The organism is Streptomyces sp. NPDC005423 (assembly GCF_040606415.1).
GTDB lineage: Bacteria > Actinomycetota > Actinomycetes > Streptomycetales > Streptomycetaceae > Streptomyces.
Genome location: NZ_JBEXET010000052.1, coordinates 1 through 17,807, shown reverse-complemented (window position 1 = coordinate 17,807; position 17,807 = coordinate 1). Strand labels below are relative to the sequence as shown.

14 protein-coding genes are annotated in these 17,807 nt (G+C 71.6%); 7 read left to right on the top strand and 7 right to left on the bottom strand.

Features of this window, described 5'->3' with window-relative positions; all coding sequences use genetic code 11:
• The first annotated feature begins 21 nt into the window (after positions 1-21).
• Positions 22-1,275: a hypothetical protein gene (locus ABZT12_RS34300; protein WP_356392121.1), complete on the top strand. Its 1,254-nt coding sequence runs from the start codon at positions 22-24 to the stop codon at positions 1,273-1,275.
• 86 nt (positions 1,276-1,361) lie between these two features.
• On the opposite strand, the gene ABZT12_RS34295 is transcribed toward ABZT12_RS34300, so the two are convergent.
• Positions 1,362-1,775, bottom strand: coding sequence for an organic hydroperoxide resistance protein (locus ABZT12_RS34295; RefSeq protein ID WP_356392064.1), 414 nt, complete (start codon positions 1,773-1,775; stop codon positions 1,362-1,364).
• 108 nt (positions 1,776-1,883) lie between these two features.
• On the opposite strand from ABZT12_RS34295, the gene ABZT12_RS34290 reads away from it, so the two are divergent.
• Entirely contained in the window at positions 1,884-2,354 is a 471-nt protein-coding gene (locus ABZT12_RS34290; RefSeq protein WP_356392061.1) for a MarR family transcriptional regulator, read from the top strand.
• On the opposite strand, the gene ABZT12_RS34285 is transcribed toward ABZT12_RS34290, so the two are convergent.
• Complete coding sequence (locus ABZT12_RS34285) at positions 2,302-4,011, bottom strand: glycosyltransferase family 39 protein (protein WP_356392118.1); 1,710 nt, start codon at positions 4,009-4,011, stop codon at positions 2,302-2,304. The two genes, ABZT12_RS34290 and ABZT12_RS34285, sit on opposite strands and share 53 nt — an antisense overlap.
• Before the next feature lie 143 nt (positions 4,012-4,154).
• Between ABZT12_RS34285 and ABZT12_RS34280 the strand changes: the two genes are divergently transcribed.
• Together ABZT12_RS34280 and ABZT12_RS34275 are read left to right on the top strand one after the other, a co-directional pair.
• Positions 4,155-5,411: a glycosyltransferase family 87 protein gene (locus tag ABZT12_RS34280; RefSeq protein WP_356392058.1), complete on the top strand. Its 1,257-nt coding sequence runs from the start codon at positions 4,155-4,157 to the stop codon at positions 5,409-5,411.
• Between the two features lie 86 nt (positions 5,412-5,497).
• Positions 5,498-6,232, top strand: coding sequence for an NAD-dependent epimerase/dehydratase family protein (locus tag ABZT12_RS34275; protein ID WP_356392056.1), 735 nt, complete (start codon positions 5,498-5,500; stop codon positions 6,230-6,232).
• Positions 6,233-6,568: 336 nt separating this feature from the next.
• On the opposite strand, the gene ABZT12_RS34270 is transcribed toward ABZT12_RS34275, so the two are convergent.
• Positions 6,569-7,207, bottom strand: coding sequence for a TetR/AcrR family transcriptional regulator (locus ABZT12_RS34270; protein ID WP_356392053.1), 639 nt, complete (start codon positions 7,205-7,207; stop codon positions 6,569-6,571).
• A 236-nt stretch (positions 7,208-7,443) separates the two neighbouring features.
• Between ABZT12_RS34270 and ABZT12_RS34265 the strand changes: the two genes are divergently transcribed.
• A complete protein-coding gene (locus tag ABZT12_RS34265; RefSeq protein WP_356392050.1) occupies positions 7,444-8,361 on the top strand; it encodes an ABC transporter permease in 918 nt (305 codons plus the stop codon).
• Positions 8,354-9,196 (top strand): ABC transporter ATP-binding protein, encoded by an 843-nt coding sequence (locus ABZT12_RS34260; protein WP_356392047.1) that lies wholly within the window; start codon positions 8,354-8,356, stop codon positions 9,194-9,196. Before ABZT12_RS34265 ends, ABZT12_RS34260 begins: the two co-directional genes overlap by 8 nt.
• A gap of 34 nt (positions 9,197-9,230) precedes the next feature.
• Here the strand turns inward: ABZT12_RS34260 and ABZT12_RS34255 are convergent, their stop codons facing one another.
• The 4 genes from ABZT12_RS34255 to ABZT12_RS34240 all read right to left on the bottom strand — a co-directional run bounded on the left by ABZT12_RS34255 (position 9,231) and on the right by ABZT12_RS34240 (position 16,508).
• A complete protein-coding gene (locus ABZT12_RS34255) occupies positions 9,231-9,692 on the bottom strand; it encodes a GtrA family protein (RefSeq protein WP_356392044.1) in 462 nt (153 codons plus the stop codon).
• A gap of 128 nt (positions 9,693-9,820) precedes the next feature.
• Complete coding sequence (locus ABZT12_RS34250) at positions 9,821-14,755, bottom strand: NAD-glutamate dehydrogenase (RefSeq protein WP_356392041.1); 4,935 nt, start codon at positions 14,753-14,755, stop codon at positions 9,821-9,823.
• A 506-nt stretch (positions 14,756-15,261) separates the two neighbouring features.
• Complete coding sequence (locus ABZT12_RS34245; RefSeq protein ID WP_356392038.1) at positions 15,262-15,927, bottom strand: HAD family hydrolase; 666 nt, start codon at positions 15,925-15,927, stop codon at positions 15,262-15,264.
• Positions 15,928-15,992: 65 nt separating this feature from the next.
• Positions 15,993-16,508, bottom strand: a complete 516-nt coding sequence (locus tag ABZT12_RS34240; protein WP_356392035.1) for a hypothetical protein — start codon at positions 16,506-16,508, stop codon at positions 15,993-15,995.
• A gap of 320 nt (positions 16,509-16,828) precedes the next feature.
• Here ABZT12_RS34240 and ABZT12_RS34235 point away from each other — a divergent pair, with 320 nt between their 5' ends.
• On the top strand, positions 16,829-17,599 hold the full coding sequence (locus ABZT12_RS34235; RefSeq protein ID WP_356392032.1) for an Rv3235 family protein: 771 nt from the start codon (positions 16,829-16,831) through the stop codon (positions 17,597-17,599).
• Positions 17,600-17,807: the final 208 nt, after the last annotated feature.

Sequence of the window (17,807 nt, the reverse complement as noted above, 5' to 3'; positions counted from 1 at the left end):
GCCCTGACCGCGCGCAGCTGGGTGCTCCTCGTCGCCGCCGTCTTCTCGCTGCTGCAACTCGCCAACGTCACCGTCCGGGCCACCCCCGACACGAAGAACTACCTGGCGTACGCGCTCAGTCTGAGCGGCCACAGCCGGCACGAGACCGCCGTCCTCACCATCGACTACGCCTGCCGGGGCCGGGCCTCACTGGCCCGCCGCGCGCAGAGCGTGAACGTCCTGGACTTCCACGACCCGGACCCGACCGCGCGCTTCACCGCCGGCTGCCGGGCCCAGCAGTGGCGGCAGTTGAAGGAACGGACGCACGCCGGACAGGGCGGGCACACGCTGCCGTTCATGTCCGAGCGGTTCATGCGGATCTTCGAGGCGCGGCCCGGATACCCGGTCTTCCTGGTTCCGTTCGTGACGGTGTTCGGCATCACCTGGGGACTGTGGACGGCGAGTGTCGTCGCGGCGGTCGCGGGCGGCATCCTCGCCTTCCTGATCCTGCGCACCCTCTCCGTACCCCTGCCCCTAGCCCTGACCGGACAGGTCCTCTTCTACGTCCTGCCGTGCGGGACGACCGCGATGCGCCCGATGACCGAGGGCCTGATGCTGGCGCTCACCCTGGCGGCGGTGTGGGGCTGCGCCCTGGTGCTGACCCGGCAGCGGGCGCGGGCCGGACTCGCCCTGATCGGCGGCTCGTTGCTCGTCCTCTTCGCGGTGAAGCACTCGCAGGCGCTGTTCCTCGGGGTGTGCCTGGCGGCGGCCGGCGCCCTGATCGGCGTACGGAGACGGCGGTGCGGGCGGGTTCCCGGGCGCGGGGTGGCGGCGATCACCGTACTGGGCTGCGCGGCCGTCCTCGGCACGCTGCTGCTGGCGAAGGCGCTCCACTACCCGTCCCAGACCGACAGCCTCCAGGATCTGCTCACCGACCACTACGCCCGTCCCGACCGGACCCGTCTCTGGCCCGAATTCCTGCACCTGGAGGCGGACTTCTGGGTGGAGTGGACCCGACGGCAGCTGTGGGAACCACTCTTCGCGGCGGCGCTGGCGACCGGTGCGTGGGGTGCGCTGCGGCGGCCGGCGTTCGGGGTCTGTCTGCTGGCGGCGGCGTTCACCGGCATCCTCACGCAGGCCGCGCATCCCGACATCACCGTGTGGGGCGGCCGGCTGATCGTGCTCGCGTGGCTGCTGCCGGTGGTGGGGGTGCCGCTGCTGCTGGAGCCCGTCGTCCAGGGCCGGGCGGCGGTGCCACCACAGATGAAGGCCGAACGGGCACACTCGCTGCGGTGAGGCGGTGCCCGGACGCGACCCGCGCCGCGCCCTTGACGGGTCGCGGCGCGGGTCGTGTGCTGTGTGCCGTGTGTCGTACGGAGGGGTTACTCGATGACGAGGTCGACCTCGATGTTGCCGCGGGTGGCGTTGGAGTAGGGGCAGACCTGGTGGGCGGTCTCGACGAGCTTGCGGCCGGTCTCCTCGTCCACGGTGTCGGGCAGCTCCACCCGGAGGGTCACCTTCAGGCCGAAGCCCTCGCCCTGCTTGCCTATGCCGACCTCGGCGGTCACGGCGGCGTCGGTGACGTCGACCTTGGCCTGCCGGCCGACGAGCCCCAGCGCGCTGCCGAAACAGGCCGCGTAACCGGCGGCGAACAGCTGCTCGGGGTTGGTGCCCTGGCCGTTGCCGCCCATCTCCACCGGGATGCCCAGCGCGAGGTCGATCTTGCCGTCGTTGGAGACGGCGCGGCCCTCGCGGCCGTGCGTGGCGGTGGCGACAGCGGTGTACAGCGCGTCCATGGAAAACCATCCCTCTCGGAAGTTCGGTGCTGCGGTGCGACGGAGTAAGTAGAGCACACAACTTAATTGTGCACAACTAAATGGCCCGCAAGAGCTATCCTGGAAGACATGAACGCGCCCACATCCGACTGGCTCCGGCTCGACCAGCAGATCTGCTTCTCCCTGAACGCGGCCTCGCGCGCCTTCGGCGGCGTCTACCGCGTACTCCTCAAGGACCTCGGGCTCACCTACCCCCAGTACCTGGTCATGCTGGTGCTGTGGGAACACGGCGACCTGCCCGTGAAGAAACTCGGCGAACATCTGCGCCTGGACTCCGGCACCCTCTCCCCGCTGCTCAAGCGGCTGGAGACAGCGGGCCTGGTACGCCGGGAGCGCAGCGCGCGCGACGAGCGCTCGGTCGAGGTGGGGCTCACCGAGCAGGGCGCGGAGCTGCGCGAGCGGGCCCTTGAGGTGCCGCGCCACATCCTGGGCGCGACCGGCTTCGACCTCGACGGGATCCGCGATCTGCGCGCCCGCCTCGACCAGCTCACCACGGCGCTCGACGCGGCGGCCCAGGCGACACCGCAGGATCCCCGCTGACCGCACGCCCACCGACCGCATCCCCGTCAGCCGCATCCCTGTCGGCCGCACTTCCGTCGGCCGGCCGGACGGCAGTCGGCCGCCGCACATAGAGCCGCAGGGTCACGCCCCGGCGCACGAACTGCTCCTGGGGCACGAACTCCTCGCCCACCACCGTGAGTTTGAGCCGCTCGGTCGGATCGCTCGGATACCAGGGCGAGTCCAGGGCGTACGGCTCGGCGAAGACCCACAGCCGGTCCAACGGCGCGAGCCGGCGGCGCAGCGCCCGGACGCCCACCTCCCGGCCGTACAGCGTCCCGGACTCGGCACCCGGCGTGGCGAGCGCCACGTCCCGCCCCTTGCGGAAGCCGCCCGGATACGCCGCCTCCGACCGCCGCCCGAGAGCGGGCAGGAACAGCACCGGGTCGCCGGGGCGCAACTCCCGCGCGGCGAGCGCGGATACGGCGGCCAGGTTGTCGGGACGGTGCCCGGCCCAGCGGTCCTCGCGATGTGCCGGGAACTGGTGCACGAAGGAGAGGGCGACGGCCAGGGCACCGAGAAGCGCGGCGAGGGGAAGACGGGGGGTGCGGAGTACGCGAACGACGCGGAGGACGCGGAGGACGGGGACAGCGCGGAGGGCGCGGAGAACGGGGACCGGGGTGGCTCCGGCGCGCGTACCGGGGCCAGCGCTCGTATCGACTCCGCCGCGAGAACCGGTACACGCCCCGAAAGCGGCGTACGCCCCGGAACCGGCCGCGCGCCGAAGCCGCCCCGCGGCGGTGACCAGTCGGTCCGCGCCCGCCGCTGCCAGCAGCGGCACACCCGCGAGCGCGTACAGCACATAACGGTCGTCGTAGAGCGGGCGCACCTGGGAGACCGTCATCAGCAGCGCGGGCGGCAGCACCGCCCACGGCAGCGCCACGCCCACCACCGACGGCCGTCGCCGCCACCCCTCGGCCAGGGCCGCGCCGACCAGTCCGGCGTACGTCCAGCGCACCGCTCTCGTCGGGCCCGTGAACGCGTGCAGCAACATCCTGACCTGCTCCCCGTCCGGCGCGGTGAGCCACGCCACCTGCCGCGCCTGCCCGTGGGACACCACCGCCAACGGCAGCAGGACGAGCACCGCGCCCCCGCCCGCGTACGCCCAGCCGCGCCAGGTCCGGGCCGGCACCCGCGCGAGGGCGAGGGTCACGGCGTGGGCGAGAAGCACCAGGACCGCCAGTTCGTGGAGGAGACAGGTGGCCGCGACGACCAGGCCGTACGGCCACCACGAGCGCCCCTCCAGGGCCCGTAGCAGCAGGAGCGTCGCGCCCGCCGCGCCCGCCGCGACCAGCGCGTACGACCGGCCCTCCTGCGCGTAGTGGCCGGTCATCGGGGTGACCGCGTACAGCAGACCGGCCCACAGTCCGACCCTCGGCCGGGCCAGCCGGGCCCCGATCGCGGCGACCAGGCCGGCCGTCAGCGCCGCCGCGCCCACGGAGGGCAGCCGCAGCGCGACCTCCCCGGGGCGCACCGCGAGGACCACGTGCATGAGGAGGTAGTACACGCCGTGCACCGCGTCCACGCCGTGCAGCAGCCGCCAGATCTGCGGCACCGAACGGCGGGCGACCTGGGCGGTGACCGCCTCGTCGCGCCACATGCCGCCCCGGTCGATCCCCCACAGACCCAGCCCGCACATCACGGCCGCGGGCACAGCCACGGCGACCGCAGCACTCTTCACGTTCTTCACGGGCCCGATTTTGTGCTATTAACGATCTCTTACCGCCCATTGACGGCGTATCAGCCACCGCGCGGCATACGACGACCTTACGATCCTCGGTGATGAAACGTCGCCTCTTGTCCCTCTCCGCCGCCTGGCTGGCCACCCGCGCCCTGATGCTGTGGCTGCTCGCCCACAGCACCCTGCCCTTCCTCGGCAAGGGCGCGGTCGCCCGCGAGGTGTGGCGGCTGTACCACCACTGGTACGGCCTCCTGGCGCACGGCTCCTTCCCGGCGCACGACCGGCTGTGGCAGTACCCGCCCGGCGCCGGGCCGGTGCTGCTGGGCCCCGCGCTGCTCCCGGAGCTGACGTACTTCCAGGGGTTCGTCGTCCTCACCCTCGCCGCCGACGCGCTGATCGCGCTGGCGCTGGCCCGCGCGGGCAGCCGTCCGGGCCGCTCGCTGCGCGGCGCCGCCTACTGGACGGGCGGCCTCCCCCTGCTGCTGCACGTCCCGCTGGCCCGCTACGACGTGCAGGTCACGGCGTTCGCCGTCATCTCCCTGTTGACGTTGTCGCGCTCCACGCGCGCGTGCGGCGCGTTCGCCGCCCTGGGCACCCTGGTGAAGGTGTGGCCGGCGCTGGTGCTGCTGGGAACGCCCAAGGGACGCCCCACGCGCTCGGCCTGGCTGTCGGCCGCGGGCATGGCGTCCCTGTCGCTCACGGCCCTCGTCGTCCTGTTCGACCACCCCTTCGCCTTCCTCCGCCAGCAGGACGGCCGGGGCGTGCAGATCGAGTCGTTCGGCGGCACGGTCCTCGGCCTGGCGACCCACGCGGGCTGGCCGGGCCGGGTGCGCTACCAGTACGGCGCCATGGAGTACACCGGACCGTACGTCGCGACCGTCGCCCGTCTCTCCCTCGCGCTCACCGCCGTCGCCTTCGGCCTCCTGCTGCTGTGGCGGGTCCGGGCCCGCCACTGGACCGACGCCACGCCCTACGACGCGGCGCTGAGCGCCGTGCTGCTGTTCACCGTCACCAGCCGGGTGATCAGCCCCCAGTACATGATCTGGCTGCTCGGCCTGGCCGCCGTCTGCCTGACCTCGCGGCGGACCCGGCAACGCCCGGTGACGGCGCTGATCGCCGCGGCGAGCGCCGTCAGCACCGTCATCTACCCCGTCCTCTACGGCGAGGTCATCGGCGGCACCTGGACGGGCTGCGCGCTCATGGTCGTACGCAACGGCCTGCTCGGCGCGGCGGCCGTCCTCTCCTTCGTCCGCCTGTGGCGCTCCGGCCGCCCGGCCCCCACACCCCGCGACCCCCTCCGCCCGGTCGGCCCGCACGGCATCTCCCCCCGCCCCGCCCCGGCGGGCTCCCGGGCCTGAGCGACGGCTGCTTGACTGAGCGCGAAGACCACGCACCACGCACCACGCACGCCGCCGTGGACGACAGACAGAGGGGGACGCCGCACATGACCTGGCTGATCACCGGCGGCGCCGGTTACATCGGAGCACACGTCGTCCGCGCGCTGACCGCGGCGGGCGAACGAACGGTGGTCTACGACGACCTGTCCACCGGTGCCGCCGAGCGGGTGCCGGACGTGGACCTCGTGACCGAGCGCACCCCGTGCGCGCCGATGTCACCGTACGGCGAGACGAAGCTGGCCGGTGAGTGGCTGGTGCGCGCCACCGGCCGGGCCACCGGCCTCGCCACGGCGTCGCTGCGCTACTTCAACGTGGCGGGCGCGGCCACCCCGGAACTCGCCGACACCGGCGTCTTCAACCTCGTCCCGATGATCTTCGAAAGGCTCACCGAGAACGCGCCCCCGCGCATCTTCGGCGACAACTACCCGACCCCGGACGGCACTTGTGTCCGCGACTACATCCACGTGGTGGATCTGGCCGAGGCGCACGTCGCCGCCGCCCGCGCCCTGGCCGCCGCCCTGGGCCGCGACCTCACCCTCAACATCGGACGCGGGGAGGGCGTTTCGGTCCGCGAGATGATCGATGTGGTCAACGCGGTCACCGGTCACGACCGTCCCCCGGTGGTCGACCCGCGCCGGCCCGGGGACCCGGCCCGTGTCGTCGCCTCCGCCGACCGCGCCGCCACCGAACTCGCCTGGAAGGCCCGGCACGACGTCCAGGACATGATCACGTCGGCGTGGGCGGGCTGGGTACGGCGACACCCGGAGGCGGCACGCGGCTGACGGACGGGCCACGGGGTGAAGGGGGGTGGAGGTAGGGGTCGGTCGGAGTAGAGGCGGGGTGCAGGTAGAGGTGGAGTGCAGGTAGAGGCGGGGAGCGGGTAGAGGCGGGGAGGGGCGCGCGTCCCGCCGTAGCTCCCCGCGCTTCTCTGCCTCGCGCGCCTCCCGGCGCATTACTACGTCCCCGCGCTCCTTTGCCTCCCCGCGCCTCCTGCCTCCCGGCGCCTGCCCGCACCTCCGTGCCTGCCCGCGCGTCCGGCTGCCCAGCGGCGGCCCGCTGCCTTGTGGCACCTGCTGCCCGCGCCTCCCCACTGCCCGCGCTTCCCCCCTGCCCGGCGCCTACAGCGCCTTCAGTGCCTCCGTCGTCGCCCGGGCCAGTGCGGCGAGGTAGCCCTTCGGGGGTTTCGTGCCGCGGATGACCACGGAGCGCCAGTACAGGGGGCCGGAGATCAGGTCGAGGGCCAGGTCCTCGTCTATACCGGGACGGATCTCGCCGCGGCGCTCGGCCGCCGCGATGATGCCGGTGGCGACCCCCTCCTGGCCCTCCCGCAGCGTCTTCTGCATGGCCTCGGCGATCTCCGGGTTGCGGGCCGCCTCGGCCTGGAGGTCCGGGATGATCTGCGAGGCGACGGGGTGGCGCAGCGCGCGTGCCGTCACCTCGAACAGCAGCCGCAGGTCGCCCTCCAGGGAGCCGGTGTCGGGCGCGGGCAGGCCCATCACCGCGATCGCCGACACGACGTCCAGGACCAGGTGCAGCTTCGAACGCCAGCGGCGGTAGACCGCCGTCTTGCCGACGCCCGCGCGGCGCGCGATGCCCTCGATCGACATCCGGGCATATCCGACGGACGCGAGCTCCTCGAAGACGGCCGCGCGGATGGCGTCGGTCACATCCTCGCGCAGTACGGCCGCCCCGGCGGGGGTGCGGCGGCGCGGACGCGTCTGGGGCTCGTCGGCGTTCGTCGTCATGCGGTCCAGCATAGGGGCGTTGCGACGAAACGGTTGCGTCCCGACGAGACGGGGCGTTTCGCTCCTCGGATTCGTCGCGACGAAACGGTTGCGTTCCGACGCCGTGACGCCCTACTCTCACGTTGCGACGATACGGTCCCGTCCCGACGTAAGAAAACGTGAAGAGAAGCGTAAGCAAACGGCGGGTAACGGGAACACGGCAGCCGGACGCACGCACCACCCCCTCCCCCCGAGCGAAAGCAGCGGATGTGAGCCAGGTCCTCGACACACCGCCCCCTTCGTCGGCCCCGGCCGACGAAGACGACCTCGCGGCGCTCGCCGCCCACCACGGGCTCTCGGTCAGCGGCGCCCGCCCCACCCTGCCCGAGTACGTCCGCCAGCTGTGGGCGCGGCGCCACTTCATCACCGCCTTCGCCACCGCCAAGCTCACCGCGCAGTACAGCCAGGCGAAGCTGGGCCAGGTCTGGCAGGTGATGACCCCGCTGCTGAACGCGGCGGTGTACTACTTCATCTTCGGCATCCTGCTGGGCACCAAGCGCGGTGTGCCGGACTACATCCCGTTCCTGGTGACGGGCGTGTTCATCTGGACGTTCACGCAGAGTTCGATCATGGCGGGCACCCGGGCGATCTCCGGCAACCTCGGCCTGGTCCGCGCGCTGCACTTCCCGCGCGCCGCGCTGCCGATCTCCTTCGCGCTCCAGCAGCTCCAGCAGCTGCTGTTCTCGATGGCCGCCCTGGTGGTGATCCTGCTCTGCTTCGGCGTGCCGGTCAGCGCCTCCTGGCTGCTGGCGGTCCCGGTGCTGGTGCTCCAGTTCACGTTCAACGCGGGCGTCTCGATGATCATGGCCCGGATGGGTGCGAAGACCCCGGACATCGCCCAGCTGATGCCGTTCGTGCTGCGTACCTGGATGTACGTCTCGGGCGTCATGTGGAGCATCGACAAGCTGACCAACAAGGACCACCTGCCGCACCTCGTGACGGTGCTGCTGGAGACCAACCCCGCCGCCGTCTACATCGACCTGATGCGTTTCTCGCTGATCGACAGCTTCCACGCGCACCAGCTGCCCCCGCACGTGTGGCCGGCTGCCGTCGGCTGGGCGCTGGTCGCCGGTGTCGGCGGATTCATCTACTTCTGGAAGGCTGAGGAGACGTACGGCCGTGGCTGAGCACCTCAACGACGCCGCCCCCGCGGGCGCCGGCGACCTGATCCCCACCGTCATCGCCGAGAACGTCGACATCGTCTACCGGGTCAACGGGACCGGCGGCGGACGCGGCACCGCGACCGCCGCCCTCAACCGCATGATGCGCCGCAAGCAGACCGAGAAGGCGGCCGGTGTGCGCCGGGTGCACGCCGTCAAGAAGGTGTCCTTCATCGCGTACAAGGGCGAGGCGATCGGCCTGATCGGGACCAACGGTTCCGGGAAGTCCACGCTGCTCAAGGCCGTCGCGGGCCTGCTCCCCGTGGAGAACGGCCACATCTACACCCACGGCCAGCCCTCGCTCCTCGGCGTCAACGCGGCCCTGATGGGCGATCTGACCGGCGAGCGCAACGTCTTCCTCGGCGGTCTGGCCATGGGCATGTCCCGGGAACAGATCAAGGAGCGCTACCAGGACATCGTCGACTTCTCCGGGATCAACGAGAAGGGCGACTTCATCACCCTGCCGATGCGGACGTACTCCTCCGGCATGGGCGCCCGGCTGCGTTTCTCCATCGCCGCCGCCAAGGACCACGACGTGCTCCTCATCGACGAGGCGCTGGCGACGGGCGACCGGTCCTTCCAGCGGCGTTCCGAGGAACGCATCCGCGAGCTGCGCCAGCACGCGGGCACCGTCTTCCTCGTCAGCCACAACAACAAGTCGATCCGCGACACCTGCGACCGGGTGCTGTGGCTGGAGCGCGGCGAGCTGCTGATGGACGGCCCGACCGAGGAGGTCCTGGAGGCCTACGAAGCGTTCACCGGCGGCGCCGACAAGCCCAGGGCCCGGGCCAAAGCCGCCTGACCCCGGGGTGCCGGGCAGCTGGGACGCGGGGCGGCTAGGACGCCTCGTCCCGGAAGACCCAGGTGCGATAGACCAGGAAGCGGAAGGCGGAGGCGAGGACGATGGACAGGGCCTTCACGACGTTCACTTCGAGCGGTCCGTGGAGGCCCAGGCCGTGGTAGCCGACGTAGAAGAGGCCGCTCTCCAGGAGGACGCCGATGCCGCTGAAGGCGAAGAACAGCGCGATGCGGCGGCCGCCGGGGGCGTCCCGGTCGCGGTAGGTGTAATAGCGGAAGCCGAGGTAGTTGGCGCCCATCGCGACGCAGCTGGCCAGGACCGTCGCGAGCATCGCGGGCCAACGCAGGCCGTGCAGAAGGGCGTTGAAGACCGCGAAGTTCACCAGGACGCCGCTGCCGCCGACGATCCCGAACTTCGCGACTTCCAGGACGACCTGCCGGGCCTGGCGGACCGGCCGCTCGGGGGCGGTCGTGCGGTCCTCGATGAGATTCACAGTCACGCCCCAAGCAATAGCGGACGACGGTAAGCCGACCGTTCGAGTACCGCAAAGGCCGACCAAGAAAAGCGCCCCGGACCGATTGCTCACCGGCCCGGGGCGCCCTTGTGTGCGGGGCGATCTGGTGGGGACTACGAATGCGTCCGCAGGAGGGTGCGCATGGTGCGCATCGCCACGGACAGGTTCGCCAGGTCGAAGGAGTCCGAACCCTGGATCTCCTCCAGGGTGGTACGCGCCCGGCCGAGGATCGCCGCGTTCTTCTCCTCCCACGCCTTGAAGCGCTGTTCCGGTGTCGAGGTGCCGTCGCCGGCGGCCAGGATGTCGGCGGTCAGGGCCGCGTGCGCCGCGTAGAGGTCCTCGCGGATGGAGGCGCGGGCCATGGACTGCCAGCGGTCGGCGCGGGGCAGCTCGATGATGCGGTCCATGAGCTGGGTGATGTGCAGACGGTCGGCGAGGTCGTAGTACACCTCGGCCACGTCCATCGGCTCCTTGCCCGTGCGGTCGGCCACCGAGACGATGTCCAGTGCAGGGAAGGCGGAGGAGAACCCGGCCACCCGCGTGGCCAGTTCGTCCGGGACGCCGGCGCCGGTCAGTTCGTCGTGGATCTGCTGGTACCACTCCAGGTCGGCGCCGCGCAGCAGCTTCGGCAGCTGGGACCAGACCTGCTCGACCCGGTCGCCGAAGAAGTCGACCGTCTCGGCGAGCTGGAGCGGCTGCGGCCTGTTGTTGAGCAGCCAGCGCGTGCCGCGCTCGCACAACCGCCGCGAGTGCAGCCGGACACGGGTCTGGACGGGCGCCTCGACCCTGTTGTCCAGGGACTCGACGGCGTCCCACACCTCGGCCGCGTGGAAGATCGCGCGGGCCGCGGTCTGTGCCCGGACGATCTCCTCCAGGGACGCCCCCGTCTCCTCGCGCAGCCGGTGCAGGAAGCTCGTACCACCCGTGTTGACCGTGTCGTTGACCAGGACCGTCGTGACGATCTCGCGGCTCAGTGCGTGGGTGCCGATCCGCTCGGCGAACTTCTCGCGCAGCGCGGTCGGGAAGTAGGCGTGCAGCAGGGTGCGCAGATACGGGTCGTCGGGCAGCGAGGTGTGCAGCAGCTCGTCGGAGACCGTGATCTTCGTGTACGCCAGCAGGACGGCCGTCTCGGGACCGGTCAGGCCCTGTCCCTGGGCGAGCCGCTCGCGGATCTGGCGGTCGGTCGGCAGGAACTCCAGCGCCCGGTCGAGATGGCCCTCGCGGACCAGGTGGCGCAGAAAGCGCTGCTGGGCGTGGAGCATGTCCTTGGACTGGGCCAGCGCGTTGGCGATCGCGGTGTTCTGCGCGTAGTTGTTGCGCAGGACGAGCGAGCCGACCTCGTCGGTCATCTCGGCGAGGATCTTGTTGCGCTGCTTGACGGTCATGTCGCCGTCGGTGACCAGGCCGTTGAGCAGGATCTTGATGTTCACCTCGTGGTCGGAGGTGTCCACGCCCGCGCTGTTGTCGATGGCGTCCGTGTTGATCTTGCCGCCGTGCTGGGCGAACTCGATCCGGCCGAGCTGGGTCAGGCCCAGGTTGCCGCCCTCGCCGACGACCCTGACGCGCAGGTCGGCGCCGTCGACGCGGATCGCGTCGTTGGCCTTGTCGCCGACGTCCGCGTGCGTCTCGGTGCTGGCCTTGACGTAGGTGCCGATGCCGCCGTTCCACAGCAGGTCGACCGGCGCCTTGAGGATCGCCTTCATCAGATCGGCCGGCGTCATCTTGGAGACCTTCTCCTCGATGCCGAGGACCTCGCGGATGTGGCCGTTGACGGGGATCGACTTGGCCGAGCGCGGGAAGACCCCGCCGCCGGGCGACAGCAGGCCGGTGTCGTACTCGGCCCAGCTGGAGCGGGGCAGTGCGAACATCCGGCGGCGCTCGGCGTAGGAGACGGCCGCGTCCGGGTTCGGGTCGATGAAGATGTGCCGGTGATCGAAGGCGGCGACGAGCCGGATGTGCTCGCTGAGGAGCATGCCGTTGCCGAACACGTCACCGGACATGTCACCGACGCCGACGACCGTGAAGTCCTCGCTCTGGGTGTCCACCCCCAGCTCCCGGAAGTGCCGCTTGACGGACTCCCAGGCACCGCGCGCGGTGATGCCCATCTTCTTGTGGTCGTAGCCGGCCGAGCCGCCGGAGGCGAACGCGTCACCGAGCCAGAAGTCGTAGCTCTGGGCGACCTCGTTGGCGATGTCGGAGAAGGTCGCGGTGCCCTTGTCGGCGGCGACCACCAGGTAGGTGTCGTCCTCGTCGTGCCGTACGACGTCCGAGGGCGGGACGACCTCGCCGGCCACCAGGTTGTCGGTGATGTCGAGCAGCGCCGAGATGAACATGCGGTAGCTGGCGATGCCCTCGGCGAGCCACGCCTCACGGTCCACGCCCGGGTCGGGCAGCTGCTTGGCGACGAAGCCGCCCTTGGCGCCGACCGGCACGATGACGGTGTTCTTCACCATCTGCGCCTTGACCAGGCCGAGGATCTCCGTCCGGAAGTCCTCCCTCCGGTCCGACCAGCGCAGCCCGCCGCGCGCGACCTTGCCGAAGCGCAGGTGCACGCCCTCGACGCGCGGCGAGTACACCCAGATCTCGAACGCCGGGCGCGGGGCCGGCAGGTCCGGGATGGCCTGCGGATCGAACTTCATGGACACGTAGGCGTGCGGCTGCCCGTCCCGCGTCTTCTGGAAGAAGTTCGTCCGCAGGGTGGCCTTGATGACGGTCAGGAAGGACCGCAGGATCCGGTCCTCGTCAAGGCTCGCCACCTGGTCGAGGGCGGCGTCGACCTCTTCGAGGAGGGCGTCCACGATCTCCCGGCCGGCCCGCTGCCGGTCCGGCGACATCCGCGCCTCGAAGAGGGAGACGAGCAGCCGGGTGGTGTGGACGTTGTTGCGGAGGGTGTCCTCCATGTAGTCCTGGCTGAAGGTGGAACCGGCCTGCCGCAGGTACTTGGCGTACGCCCGCAGCACCATCGCCTGACGCCAGTTGAGCCCGGCGCTGAGCACCAGCGCGTTGAAGCCGTCGTTCTCCGCCTTGCCGGTCCAGGTGGCGGCGAACGCCTCCTGCACCCGCTCGCGGCCGTCCTCGCCGAGATGGTCGCCTGTGCCGCCGCCGGGCGCCTTGGGCATCCGCAGCCCGAAGTCGTAGATCCACGACGTCGTCCGGTCCGCGCAGCGCAGTTCGTACGGCCGCTCGTCCATGACCTCGACGCCGAGCCGGTGCAGGACCGGGAGGACGGCGGAGAGGGAGACCGAGCCGCCCTTGCGGTAGATCTTGAAGCGGCGCTCGTCGGAGGCGGCGCCCACCGGCTCGTAGAGACTGAGCGCGAAGGCCTGGTCCTCGGTGAGCCGCTCCAGGTGGACCAGGTCGGCGACGGCGGCGCGCGGGGAGTGGTCCGCCTTGTAGCCCTCGGGGAACGCGTTGCCGTAGCGGCGCAGCAGTTCGGCGGCGCGCTCCTCGCCGCACTCGGCGTTGAGCGCCTCGCCGAAGCCGTCGGCCCAGGACCGCGCGGCCTCCACCAGCCGGGCCTCGATCCGGTCCTTGTCCACGTCGGACAGTTCCGGCAGCTCGGTGCCCTGCGGCACGCGGACCACGAAGTGCAGCCGGGAGAGGATCGACTCGGTGTTCCAGGCGGTGAAGTCGACACTGTTACCGCCGAGTTCCTCCTTGAGGATGTCGATGATCCGCAGGCGCACGCCGGTGGTGTAGCGGTCGCGCGGGAGGTAGACGAGGGCGGAGTAGTAGCGGCCGTACTCGTCCTGGCGCAGGTAGAGACGGAGCCGCCTGCGCTCCTGGAGGTAGAGCACGGAGGTGACGATGGTCCGCAGCTCGTCGACCGGCGTCTGGAACAGCTCGTCGCGCGGGTACGTCTCCAGGATCTGCAGCAGGTCGCGGCCGTCGTGGCTGTTGTGCGAGAAGCCGGCGCCGCGCAGCACCTCGTCGACCTTGCGCCGGATGACGGGCACACGGCGCACGGACTCGGTGTAGGCGGCGGAGGAGAACAGCCCGAGGAAGCGGCGCTCGCCGACGACCTCGCCGTTCGCGTCGAACTTCTTCACGCCGACGTAGTCGAGATACGACGGCCGGTGCACGGTGGAGCGGCTGTTGGCCTTGGTCAGGACGAGCAGCTTGTGCTCGCGGGCCTTGGCCCGGGCGTCCGCCGGGAGCCGCTCGAAGGAGGGGCTGACGGGGTGGCTGTCGTCGCCGCCGTGCAGCGGGTCGGAACGCAGGATGCCCAGGCCGGTGCCGGGGACGGCGGCGAGGGAGTCGTCCTCGCGGAGCTGGTACTCGCGGTAGCCGAGGAAGGTGAAGTGGTCGGCGGCCAGCCAGCGCAGCAGCTCGCGGGCCTCCGCGACCTCGTCGCCGGGCAGGTCGGAGGCGGTCGGCTCGGTGGGCAGTTCCTCGCCCATGCGCAGGGCGGCGTCCCGCATCTTCTCCCAGTCCTCGACGGCCTCACGGACGTCGGAGAGGACCCGCAGGAGGTCGGCGGTGATCTGTTTGAGGTCGGCGCGGTCGGTCTCGCGGTCGATCTCGACGTGGATCCAGGACTCGGTGTGCGCGTCGTGCGGCAGCTCGCCGGGGGGCGGGGTGGTGAGCACCTCGATGAGCTTGCCGGTGAGATCGCGGCGGACCACGATCTGCGGGTGGATGACGACGTGGATGCCGCGCCCCTGCCGGGTCAGCTCGTTGGTGACCGAGTCGACGAGGAAGGGCATGTCGTCGGTGACCACCTCGACCACGGAGTGGCTGCACGTCCAGCCGTTCTCCTCGACGGTCGGGGTGTGCACCCGCACGCTGGCCGTCCCCTGGGGGCGGGTCTCGGCCAGCCGGTAGTGGGAGTAGGCGGCTCCGAGGACGTCGACCGGGTCGCGGTCGCCGAGGTCCTCCGGGGCGGTGTGCAGGTAGTAGCGCTGGAGGAACGCGAACACGGTGTCCCGGTCCGGGGTGCTCTCGTCCGTCGTCCCGGTCGGTAGGTGGCCCCCGGCCGGACTGTTCTCAGCTACCCGGGCAGCCCTTTCGAGCAGCTCGGCCTTGGCTTCGTCCAGCTTGGTCTGCATTGTCCTCTGACTCCTGTCGCGCGCCGTTGCGTGACGTAGAAGGAAGTACGGTCTCTTCCCCTGCGGCTCGACGCCACGGCCCGGGGTCTCCGGTCTGCTCCGACGCTATGCCGCAAGGTGAGATGAGCGGAGGGTTATCAGCCATTCTCGACACGCTCACGGGGTGTGACCCTGCTCTCTGCGGCGCCTGTTCCCGTGGTGTGTACGGCGTCCTGGAAGCCCTTAGAGCTCCGTCCCGCCCGCGAGGACCAGCGACCGCCGCCCGGTCACGGATGTCGTCCGTGCTCACCGGGCGCGGAGCAGAGGCGATGGTGCCCCCGCGAACTATCGCGCTGATCACGCCACAAGGCTATCGCCCCTCACCCGGGGGTCGTCATGACCCGTATGTGTACAGAACCGGGGGTGCGACTTCGACGTTCTGCACAAAAGCGCGCGGGCCCCGACCGCCGTACCGGGAGGCCGTCCTACGGCCGACCGGCGTCCGGCCGGGCGGGGCAGGACCTTTCTCAGGCCGCCAGCCGCTCCGCCTCCGTGACGGCCTCGGCCAGCGAGTCCACCACGGGCACGCCCACCGCTTCGAGGCTGGCCCGGCCGTGCGAACCGCCGGTGTAGAGCACCGCCCGCGCCCCCACGTGCAGGGCGGCCACCGCGTCGTCGGCCGCGTCCCCTATGACGACCGTGCGCGCGGGATCGACCCCGGTCAGTGCGGAGAGGTGACGCACCATGTGCTCGGCCTTGCTGCCGCCCGAGGGGCCGGTGCGCCCGTCGACCCGTATGAAGTGCGGCTCGATGCCGAACTCCCTTACCAGCGGCACCAGTTCGTCATGCACGTACATGCTGAGGAGCGACTGGCTGCCCCCCGCCGAGCGCCAGCCGGCGAGCAGCTCCGCGGCACCCTCGGTCAGCCCGCAGGTGAGCCGGTGTTCCGCGTAGTAACGGTGGAAGATCTCGTCCATGATCAGCCACTCTGCGTCCGTCGGAAGACGCCCCATCAACCGCTCGTAGAACTTCGGCACCGGCACGCAGTACAGCGCCCGGTACTCCTCCATCGTGATCGGCGCCAGGCCCAGCTCGGCGAAGGCCGCGTTCGTCGCGCCGATGATCGCCGTGTTGTCGTGGAACAGCGTGCCGTTCCAGTCCCACACGATGTGCGCGCTTGCTTGCATCCCCATGTCGGAAAAAGTACCCGCCGCCACTGACAATCAGGAGAACCGCAGGTCACAGGGGTGCAGGAGGCTCAGTCGGCGAGGCCGACCAGGTTCGGGATCTCCTGCGTGGCGTACCAGAGCAGCTCGTGGTCCTCGGCGTCGTCCACGACGGACTGCGCGTCGTCGTCGCCCCGGTCCGCCGCCGCCAGCGCCTCGGCGGCGGCGGCCACGTCCCGCTGCGCGTCGGCCAGGTCGACGTGGACCGCGGCGGCCCTCGCCAGGCTCGCGGTGCCGGTGACCCGCACCTCGCCGAGCGCCGCCGGGTCGAGCCCGCGCTCCGGGTCGGCCTGCGCCGTGCCGTCGGGTACGTCGACGGCGACCACGACCCGGCGGCGCACCGCGTCCGGCTCGGCCGCGAGCAGCCGGAGCGAGGCGAACGCGGCCCGGTTGAGCGCCGCGTACTCCAGCTCCTCGATGTCCTCGGAGAGGTACCACTCGCGCAGCGCGGGTGTGACGGCGTACGCGACGAACCCTCCCGCCCCCAACTCGCCCGTCCTGTACGCCTCGGCGAGACCGGGGAGGGTCAGGGGCACGTAGACGCGCATGGCTGCCGCTTTCGTAGTCGGAGAGGGCCTCGGGGAGCGCGGTGCCGCGTCTCCGGGAGGGCCTTCAGGATACGTGCGGGAGTCCCCGATCGAGTCCCCGCCCAGAGCCGCGGAGGCGTCCACCCGGCGCCCGGGATTCACCCGGCACACCCCCGAGCCCATGGGCTCCGGCACGGCCCGGTCACTCGGATAAGTGAACCTTCCCGGCCCCCCGACGCGTCCCACCGGGTCCTTGCCGTCCTGGTGCGCGGCGTCGTACAAGGTCTCCGACCAACAAGTTACTTCCCGGTACGTTCCGGGCGCACTGAGCGGGGACACGCATGAACAAGGTCATGACCAGGTCGGCCCAGCACCCGTCCACCCGCCCCCCGGCCCGCCGCGACCCCCGCCGCCCCGGCGGCACATCACCCCGCACACCGGGCGCCGGGACATCCCGGACGACCCCCGACGGGACGCCGACCGGCACCGGTACGGGGTCCGGTACGGGGTCCGGTACGGCTGTCGGCGGGACGGCCCCCGGGTCCGCTGGCGGGACAGCCGCCGCGCCGGGCCACGCGGTCGGCGGCACGGGTACGGGTACGGATCTGGCCATCGGCACGGCCGTCAGCTCCGCCACCGGCGCAAGCACCGGCACGGGTGGTGCAGGCACAGGTACGGCCACCGCGACCGGCTCCGGCACCAGCTTCGGTGCGCGTACCCGGCCGTCCCGCGCCCTGCCCGCCGGGCGGGCGCGTGGGCCCGTCCCGCAGCCGCGGCCCACCGATGTCTTCGCCGACCGGCTGCTGGCCGTCCTGAGCGGTCAGCGGCCCGTGCACTGGATGCTCCGGCACACCGCGGGCCGCGCCTACGACGAGTTGGCCCGCCTCGCCGAGATCGGGCCGCTGCGCACCCTCCGGGGCACCCGGCCCGTGGTCCGCGACATCGGCTACTACGTGCCGCGCACGGGCGCCGTGGAAGCCTTCGCCCGTATCGGCGCCGGCGACCAACTCCGCGCGATGGCCTTCCGGCTGGAACAGGGAGCGGACCTCCGCTGGCGCTGCACGGCCGTGGAACTCGGCGGCCCCCGCGGCCCCCGCCCGGACGGCGACTGACACCCCGACCGCCGGCACCACGACCACCCGCACCACGACGCACCTTCACGCCGATCGGCACCGGCCGATTCACCGGGCCGGACACGGCCAAGGGCCGGACGCCGCGGCGTCCGGCCCTTCAGGTCCGGCGGTCGAGCCGGAGGTGCAGGTCGGCGAGCTGGTCGACGGGGGTGGCGGCGAAGAAGTACGCGGGCAGGTCGGGGTCCTC

Excerpts from the sequence above, each read along its gene's own strand:
- ABZT12_RS34275 (WP_356392056.1), top strand. The coding sequence starts at position 5,498 with ATGACCTGGCTGATCACCGGCGGCGCCGGTTACATCGGAGCACACGTC.
- ABZT12_RS34290 (WP_356392061.1), top strand. The coding sequence starts at position 1,884 with ATGAACGCGCCCACATCCGACTGGCTCCGGCTCGACCAGCAGATCTGC.
- ABZT12_RS34250 (WP_356392041.1), bottom strand. The coding sequence starts at position 14,755 with ATGCAGACCAAGCTGGACGAAGCCAAGGCCGAGCTGCTCGAAAGGGCT.
- ABZT12_RS34240 (WP_356392035.1), bottom strand. The coding sequence starts at position 16,508 with ATGCGCGTCTACGTGCCCCTGACCCTCCCCGGTCTCGCCGAGGCGTAC.
- ABZT12_RS34280 (WP_356392058.1), top strand. The coding sequence starts at position 4,155 with ATGAAACGTCGCCTCTTGTCCCTCTCCGCCGCCTGGCTGGCCACCCGC.
- ABZT12_RS34285 (WP_356392118.1), bottom strand. The coding sequence starts at position 4,011 with ATGTGCGGGCTGGGTCTGTGGGGGATCGACCGGGGCGGCATGTGGCGC.
- ABZT12_RS34235 (WP_356392032.1), top strand. The coding sequence starts at position 16,829 with ATGAACAAGGTCATGACCAGGTCGGCCCAGCACCCGTCCACCCGCCCC.
- ABZT12_RS34270 (WP_356392053.1), bottom strand. The coding sequence starts at position 7,207 with ATGCTGGACCGCATGACGACGAACGCCGACGAGCCCCAGACGCGTCCG.
- ABZT12_RS34245 (WP_356392038.1), bottom strand. The coding sequence starts at position 15,927 with ATGGGGATGCAAGCAAGCGCGCACATCGTGTGGGACTGGAACGGCACG.
- ABZT12_RS34295 (WP_356392064.1), bottom strand. The coding sequence starts at position 1,775 with ATGGACGCGCTGTACACCGCTGTCGCCACCGCCACGCACGGCCGCGAG.